Source organism: Glycomyces paridis (assembly GCF_004912155.1).
GTDB classification, from domain to species: Bacteria; Actinomycetota; Actinomycetes; order Mycobacteriales; family Micromonosporaceae; genus Glycomyces; species Glycomyces paridis.
Genome location: NZ_STGX01000013.1, coordinates 173,449 through 180,650 on the forward strand (window position 1 = coordinate 173,449; position 7,202 = coordinate 180,650).

The 7,202-nt window shown below is 71.9% G+C and carries 7 protein-coding genes and 1 pseudogene; 5 read left to right on the top strand and 3 right to left on the bottom strand.

Annotated features, from left to right (window positions below):
- Positions 1–36: 36 nt before the first annotated feature.
- Together E9998_RS17730 and E9998_RS17735 are read left to right on the top strand one after the other, a co-directional pair.
- Positions 37–396, top strand: a complete 360-nt coding sequence (locus E9998_RS17730) for an ArsR/SmtB family transcription factor (protein ID WP_136531023.1) — start codon at positions 37–39, stop codon at positions 394–396.
- On the top strand, positions 393–869 hold the full coding sequence (locus E9998_RS17735) for an SRPBCC domain-containing protein (protein WP_136531024.1): 477 nt from the start codon (positions 393–395) through the stop codon (positions 867–869). Before E9998_RS17730 ends, E9998_RS17735 begins: the two co-directional genes overlap by 4 nt.
- Positions 870–907: 38 nt before the next feature.
- On the opposite strand, the gene E9998_RS17740 is transcribed toward E9998_RS17735, so the two are convergent.
- Positions 908–1,669, bottom strand: coding sequence for a sulfite exporter TauE/SafE family protein (locus tag E9998_RS17740; protein ID WP_136531025.1), 762 nt, complete (start codon positions 1,667–1,669; stop codon positions 908–910).
- 130 nt (positions 1,670–1,799) lie between these two features.
- Between E9998_RS17740 and E9998_RS17745 the strand changes: the two genes are divergently transcribed.
- The gene (locus E9998_RS17745) at positions 1,800–2,786 is read left to right on the top strand and encodes an aldo/keto reductase (protein WP_136531026.1); all 987 of its coding nucleotides are present in this window, start codon (positions 1,800–1,802) and stop codon (positions 2,784–2,786) included.
- Positions 2,787–2,829: 43 nt separating this feature from the next.
- On the opposite strand, the gene E9998_RS17750 is transcribed toward E9998_RS17745, so the two are convergent.
- Positions 2,830–3,363 (bottom strand): lysozyme family protein, encoded by a 534-nt coding sequence (locus tag E9998_RS17750; RefSeq protein WP_420842452.1) that lies wholly within the window; start codon positions 3,361–3,363, stop codon positions 2,830–2,832.
- Positions 3,352–3,528: pseudogene (locus tag E9998_RS27140) on the bottom strand (carbohydrate-binding domain-containing protein); the annotation flags it as partial. The gene E9998_RS17750 and the pseudogene E9998_RS27140, both read right to left, overlap by 12 nt.
- Before the next feature lie 742 nt (positions 3,529–4,270).
- On the opposite strand from E9998_RS27140, the gene helR reads away from it, so the two are divergent.
- Both helR and E9998_RS17760 read left to right on the top strand, forming a co-directional pair.
- Positions 4,271–6,445: an RNA polymerase recycling motor ATPase HelR gene (helR, locus tag E9998_RS17755; RefSeq protein ID WP_136531028.1), complete on the top strand. Its 2,175-nt coding sequence runs from the start codon at positions 4,271–4,273 to the stop codon at positions 6,443–6,445.
- 117 nt (positions 6,446–6,562) lie between these two features.
- Positions 6,563–7,202, top strand: a 640-nt coding sequence (locus tag E9998_RS17760) for a phosphotransferase (protein ID WP_158299858.1), incomplete at its 3' end; no start/stop codon positions are given.

The following is a 7,202-nucleotide window of genomic DNA, read 5'->3' on the forward strand; positions in this document are numbered from 1 at the left end:
TTGCGTTCCGTCCCGCCCCGTGCAATACTTAGCCACATGGCTAACTATTCGGCGGCGGTGGAGCCGGCCTCGGCGGACCTCGACGGGATCTTCACCGCGCTCGCCGACCCCACCCGCCGCGCCGTCGTCAGGCGCCTCGGCACCGGCCCCGCGAGCGTCGGCGACCTCGCCGACGCCTTCCCGATCACCCTCCCCTCCTTCATGAAGCACGTGCGGACCCTGGAGGCGAACGGCCTCATCCGCACCGAGAAGCGCGGCCGGGTGCGCACCTGCGTGCTCCGCCGCGACCGGCTCGCCGCCGTCGACGACTGGCTGGCCGAGCAGCGGCTGGTCTGGGAGCAGCGGACCGACCGGCTCGAACGCCTCGTCACCGATCCCAAGGAGGAACGACCGTGAAACCCGACCTCGACCTGACCCTGGACCGCGTCATCAAGGCGCCCCGCGACCTCGTGTGGCGCGCCTGGACCGACCCGTCCCGCTTCGAACGCTGGTGGCTCCCGGCGCCCATGACCTGCCGCGTCGACCACCTGGAGGCCCGGCCCGGCGGCGCGCTCGTGACGCGCATGAGCGAGGACGGGACGACCTTCGTCCCCCACCTCGACGCCTGCTTCCTCGTCGTCGACGAGGGCGAGCGGATCGTGTTCACCAACGCGATCGACGCCGAGTGGCGCCCGGCCGCGCCCGAGCCGGTCGCGATGACCGCCGAGATCGTCCTCGCCGACCACCCGGAGGGCACCGACTACCGCGTCCTGGTGCGCCACGGCAGCCCGGCCTCGCGCGACCGCCACGAGGAGCTCGGCTTCTTCGACGGCTGGGGCGCGGTCACCGGCCAGCTCGCCGCCATCGCGGAGGCCGAAGCGTCCCGCTGAGCGCCGCGGCGCCGCCCGAAACGGCGGCGCCGCACCCCTCACACCATGAGGAGCGCCGCCCCGACCGCGCTGAGCACGAGCGTCGCGACCTCGAACTGCCGCTGGTTCACCCGGTGCACCACGGCCCGGCCCGTGAAGGCGCCCAAGGCGACCGCCGGGACCAGGCACAGCGCGGTCAGCAGCGTCGGCCAGGTGATGAGCCCCAGCCCGACGCTGATGGGCACCTTGAACACGTTCACCGCGAAGAAGAACCACGCCATCGTGCCCAGGAACCGCAGCTTCGGGAAACCGGAGAGCATGAGGTACAGGACCATGACGGGCCCGGCCGCGTTCGCGAGCATCGTCGCCGCGCCCGCGGCGACGCCGGTCCCGGCCGCGGCGCTGCGCCGCCCGAAGCCCCTGCGCGAGTCCGGGTCGGGGTCCTTTGCGGGGCGCAGCCGCGACCAGACCTGGACGGCGAGCATCGCCAGCAGGATCGCGCCGATGAGCACCCGCATCGCGGCGTCGTCGACCCGCCACAGCAGCACCGCGCCCGCCCCGACCCCCACGACCACCCACGGCGCGAGGCGAGCGAGCACCGGCCAGGCGACGTGCCGGGAGTAGAACCGCAGCGCGAACAGGTCGCCGATGATGAGCACGGGCAAGAGTGCGCCCGTCGACTCCTTCGCGGGCAGTACGGTCGCGAACAGCAGGATCGACAGCGAGGCCGTGCCGTTGATCCCGGTCTTGGAGAAGCCGACCAGCGCCGCGGCCAGCGCGAGCGCCGCCCACGCGGCCGGTTCCGAGGGAAGTTCACCCATGGGGCCACATCTTTCACTCACTCCCCGCGGGCGGTGCGCCCGGACCCGCCCGGGTGCACTGTGCGCATCGTTCGCGGCGCTGAAATGCGGGTTTGCGTTGGAGCGCACTCCAGGTCATAGCGTCGAGGGCATGATGCGACGCACTCTCGGCAACAGCGGAATCGAAGTCAGCGGGATCGGCATGGGCTGCTGGGCCATCGGTGGTCCCTTCCACAACGACGCGGGCCCCAGCGGGTGGGGAGAGGTCGACGACGCCGAGTCGACCCGCACCGTGCACCGCGCCCTCGACCTGGGCGTGGACTTCTTCGACACGGCCGACGTCTACGGCGCCGGCCGGAGCGAACGCGTGCTCGGCCGGGCCCTCGCGGGCCGCCGCGACCGGGCCGTGATCGCGACCAAGTGGGGTTGGCGCTTCGACGAGGCGACGAAGTACGCCGATGGTGCGGGTGAGACCCCCGAGTACCTGCGCAAGGCCTTGGACGCCTCGCTGGAGCGGCTCGGCACCGACTACGTCGACCTGTACCAGCTCCACATCGGCGATCTGGCCGTCGACCTTGCCGCGGAGCTGCTCGGGACGCTCGAAGCGCTGGTCGCGGAGGGCAAGATCCGCGCCTACGGCTGGAGCACCGACCTCGCGGACCGGGCCGAGGCCTGGGGCGGCGCGGGCGCGCACTTCGCGGCCGTCCAGCACGACTTCTCGGTCCTGCACGGCGCGAAGCCGGAGGTGCTGGAGGTGTGCGAGCGGCTCGGGCTGGCGGCGGTCAACCGCGGGCCGCTGGCGATGGGGCTCCTGACGGGCAAGTACGGGGCGGGCACGCAGGTCGGGGAGCAGGACGTGCGCGCTTCGGGAGTGGGCTGGATGACTCTGTTCGGCGAGGACGGGCGCCCTGCGCCGGCGTCCCTCGCCCGCTTGGAGGCGGTGCGGGAGGTGCTCACGTCCGGCGGTCGGACGCTCGCACAGGGGTCGCTGGGCTGGCTGTGGGCGGTGAGCGGCGCGACGGTGCCGATTCCGGGCTGCCGCACGGTGGCGCAGGTGGAGGACAACGCGGGGGCGTTGGAGCACGGCCCGCTTTCGGACGCGCAGGTCGCGGAGATCGGGCGGCTTCTCGCCGCTTGAGCGGTCGCGCCGCCGGACCCGAGGGTCCGGCGGCGCGTCTCGTTCAGATGGCCTCGACGTCGACCCAGAACCTGGTGTCGTTGTAGAGGTTGGCGGCGTTCGATTCGAGCTGGCCCTTGATCCAGTAGACGGCGGTGCGGTACTTGTCGATGTCGTCGGTGTTGGGGTTGCTCAGGCCGGATTCGCCGTTGCGGTGGCCGGCGAACCAGACGTATTCGCCGTAGTGGTTCTGGGCCTGGTGGCGGCAGTAGAGGTCGGCGCCGAGGTCGCTGTTGAGCAGGGCGCCGTTGTTCCAGTCGTTGACGCTCTGGCCGGTGAACCAGCTGCACGCGTTGCGCAGCATGTGCCAGTTCTGTTTGAAGATGCCGAAGTTCGCGGCGTCGTAGGTCTTGTTGTCGCCGTAGGCGTAGTTGGTCGTCATGCCGTCGGTTTCGAGCATGGCGATGGCGAGGTCGAGGGTGGTGCCGCCGTAGTTGAGGATCTGCTGCTTGCGGTTGCCGAGCCCGTTGACGGTGTAGGAGCCGCATTCGGCGTTCGACGGGCAGGTGAGCCCGCCGCCGCCGCCTCCTTGGACGATGCAGGACTGCCCGTTCTCCCAGCCCCAGCCGTCGCCGTCCGGGTCGGAGGCGGAGCCGTTCTGGCAGGTCGGGTAGCCGCTCTGGACGATGCAGGACTGGCCGTTCTCCCAGCCCCAGCCGTCCCCGTCGGGGTCGGAGGCGGAGCCGTTCTGGCAGGTCGGGTAGTCCTGTGCGGCGGCGGGCGCGGTCTCGGCGAGGCCGAGTCCGATCATGGTGATGCAGAGGGCGAGGAGGATCGCCAGTTTGCGTTTCATGGTGTGCTCCTTCGAGTGAGGGTCGAGAGCGTTCCGGTGCCCGGCGGCGCGGTCGAGCGGGCGTGCGGGATCGCCGCATGAGCCGCTGCTTCACGCGCATCGCTTAACCGAGTAATCAGATTTTTCAGCGCCACTACCAGGCATATTGAAGAATATCGATAGAATAGAACTGAACCAGTTAAGTTGCAACCCGTGCCCGACTGAACCGCCGAAACGCTCCAGCGGGCGTGCGGCAGGAGCATCGTGTGCGTGAGGGGGCGGGCGCGACAGGCCGGCGAGGCGAGGGAGGGCGCGCGGCAGCGCGGCGGGGTGATGGCCGAGCGGAAGCAGGGGCGGTGCGCAAACGTGGATGGGAGAGATGGGGAGAGGGATTTCCCACCCAGGGTGGGAGAACAAGGTGCGGCGGCGGCGCCGCTCCAGCGTCGCGCGCGGGTCCGACAAGACGCGCCGCCGCGGCCGCGCTTTCACCCGAACGAGCGAAAGGGGCGCATCAACGCCCCTTTGTCTCCAGTATCTACCACACCCGAGCCGACCCACTTGGAACCGGGTCACGGCTATGACCTGCGGCGTCGTGCACAATAGCCGATCTCAGGCCAGGAGCGAAGTACCAGGAGGGGCCGAGCCGCCGCCCGCCCCCACCGGAACCCACGAGGTGAATCCTTTGCAGCACAGCGTGTTCCAACTGCCCGCCAACCTTTCCGCCAAAGCCGACCCGAAGCTCGTCGCCGACGACGAGCGCCACTTCGCCGCCATCGGCGCCAGCCTCGAAGCCACGATCGCCGACCTCACCGACCGCCTCGCCGCCGCCCGCCGCGCCCCCGGCGGCACCGGCCAGGCCGCCCTCGACCGCGACCAGGAGATCCACCGCCTCACCGCCCGCCTCAAGGCCCTGCGCCGCTTCGGCCTCGACCTCTGCCTGGGCCGCATCGTCGCCGCCGACGGCTCCGACCCGGTCTACATCGGCCGCCTCGGCCTCACCGACGGCCAGGGCCGCCGCCTCCTGCTCGACTGGCGCTCCCCCGCCGCCGAGCCGTTCTTCGGCGCGACCCACGGCGACCCGATGGGCCTGGCCAGCCGCCGCCGCTACCGCTGGACCCGCGGCCGCATCGGCGACTACTGGGACGAGGTCTTCACCGCCGAAGGCCTCGAAGGGAACGCCGCGCTCGACGACCAGTCCGCGTTCATCGCCAGCCTCGGCGGCGACCGCTCGGAGCGGATGCGCGACGTCCTGGGCACCATCCAGGCCGACCAGGACGCGATCATCCGCGCCGGCTCCCACGGCGCCCTCGTGGTCGACGGCGGCCCCGGCACCGGCAAGACCGTCGTCGCCCTCCACCGCGCCGCCTACCTCGTCTACACCGACCCGCGCCTGGGCCACCACCGCGGCGACGTCCTCTTCATCGGCCCCCACCAGCCCTACCTCGCGTACGTCTCCGACGTCCTCCCCAACCTCGGCGAAGAGGGCGTCCAGGTCTGCACCCTCCGCGACCTCCTCCCCGAAGGCGCCGAGGCGCCCGCCGAAACCGACCCCGAGACCGCGCGCCTCAAAGCCGACGCGAGGATGACCGCCGCCATCGAACCCGCGATCGGCCTCTACGAGCGGTGCCCCGAGCAGGGGATGCGCGTCGGCACCGACTGGGCGGACGTCTGGCTCGCCGCCGCCGACTGGGCCGAGGCCTGGGAGGCCGCCGAAGAGGGCATCCCGCACAACCAGGCCCGCAACGTGGTCTGGGAGGCGCTCCTGGCGATCCTCGTCGACAAGCACCCCGAGGAGGAGGGCGTCACCCCCGACATGGTGCGCCGCTCCCTGCTCAAGGACCGCGCGTTCGTCACCGCCTTCAGCCGCGCCTGGCCGCTCATCGACCCCGACGACCTCGTCGGCGACCTGTGGACCGTCCCCGCCTACCTCGCGATGTGCGCGCCCTGGCTCGCCGAAGACGAGATCGCGCGGCTCCAGCGGCCCGAACCGCGGGCCTGGACGGTCTCGGACCTGCCGATCCTCGACGCCGCCCGCCTGCGCCTCGGCGACCCCGAGGCCGCCCGCGCCGAGCGCCGCCGCGAAGCCTCCGTGGCCGTCGAGCGCGAGAGGGTCAGGCGCGTCGCCGAGGACCTGCTCGCGGCCGAATACGACAACGAGGGTGCCATGATCATGCTCAAGGGCGCCGACCTCCAGGACGCCCTCGTCCAGGAGTACGCCCTGCCCGTCGCCGACCCCGACCTCCTCGCCGGCCCGTTCGCGCACATCGTGGTCGACGAGGCCCAGGAGCTCACCGACGCCGAATGGCAGATGCTCCTCCAGCGCTGCCCCTCGCGCAGCTTCACGATCGTCGGCGACCGCGCCCAGGCCCGGCACGGCTTCACCGAGTCGTGGGCCGAGCGCCTCGAACGCGTCGGCATGGGCCGCATCGAGACCGCCTCCCTCCACATCAACTACCGCACCCCCGAGGAGGTCATGGCCGAAGCCGAGGTCGTCATCCGCGAAGCCCTCCCGGACGCCAACGTGCCCGTCTCGGTCCGCTCCAGCGGCCTCCCGGTCCTTCACGGCGCCGCCGCCGACCTCGACCCGATCCTCGACGCCTGGCTCGCCGAGCACGCCGAAGGCACCGCCTGCGTCATCGCCGCCCCCGGCACCGAGGACCGGTCGGGCGACCGGTCCCGCGTCCGCTCGCTCACCCCGGAACTGTCGAAGGGCCTTGAGTTCGACCTGGTCGTGGTCCTCGACCCCGCCGGTTTCGGCGAAGGCGACGGCGGCGTCGAGCGCGCGGTGGACCGCTACGTCGCGATGACCCGCGCCACCAGCCAACTGGCGATCCTCACCGGAGCGTAGGTCGCGGGGCCGCTGGGTCGGGTGCGAACGTTCCGGACCCGACCCGGCGGCCCCGTGGCTCCCGGCCTGCGCTTAATCGGTTGCGTCGAGGCCCGGGCGGAGGATGCAATGGCGCCCATGGAACCAGCCGAAGTGGCCGAGCGCATCGGCCTGGGGCGACTGCACCGACCCGCCGAAGTCCTCAAGCACGACGAACCGTTCCCCGTGTGGCGCTTCAGCACCGACTCCGGCGAGTGGGTCGTCAAGGCCACCCGCCCCTGGGGCGACTTCTGGCTGGGGGTCGCCGCCCAGGCAGGGCTCCTCGAAGCCGCGGCCTGGCGCGCGGGCGTCCCGACCGCCGAACCGCTCATCCCCGAGGCGTGCGAGACGGGCCTGTGGCAGCCGATCGGCGACGGCGTCTACGCCCACGCCGTGCGCTTCCACCAGGGCGAGCACCCCGAACCTCCGGTCGCGGACGCGCTGGCCACGTGGGCTGGAGCCACCGTCGCGGCGATCGAGCGCCTCGACATTGAGGCCGACCCGACGGTCGACGCCGACTACACCTCCCACCCCGAATCCGAATGGGACACCTGGCTCTCACAGGCGCGAGACCTCGGCGTGCTCGACGCCCGCCAGGCCCGCTCGCTCAAGGACGCCGCCGTGCGCATCGACGCGATCGCCGCCCCAGCCATGGCCGCGAAACCCCGCAAGCTCGTCATGCACCGCGACTTCAGTCACCTGAACATCCTGACCACCGCCGAGTGCCCGCTCCTCATCG

Bases quoted from the DNA above. Each gene is read 5' to 3' on its own strand.
- E9998_RS17740 (WP_136531025.1), bottom strand. From the start codon at position 1,669: ATGGGTGAACTTCCCTCGGAACCGGCCGCGTGGGCGGCGCTCGCGCTG.
- E9998_RS17745 (WP_136531026.1), top strand. From the start codon at position 1,800: ATGATGCGACGCACTCTCGGCAACAGCGGAATCGAAGTCAGCGGGATC.
- E9998_RS17730 (WP_136531023.1), top strand. From the start codon at position 37: ATGGCTAACTATTCGGCGGCGGTGGAGCCGGCCTCGGCGGACCTCGAC.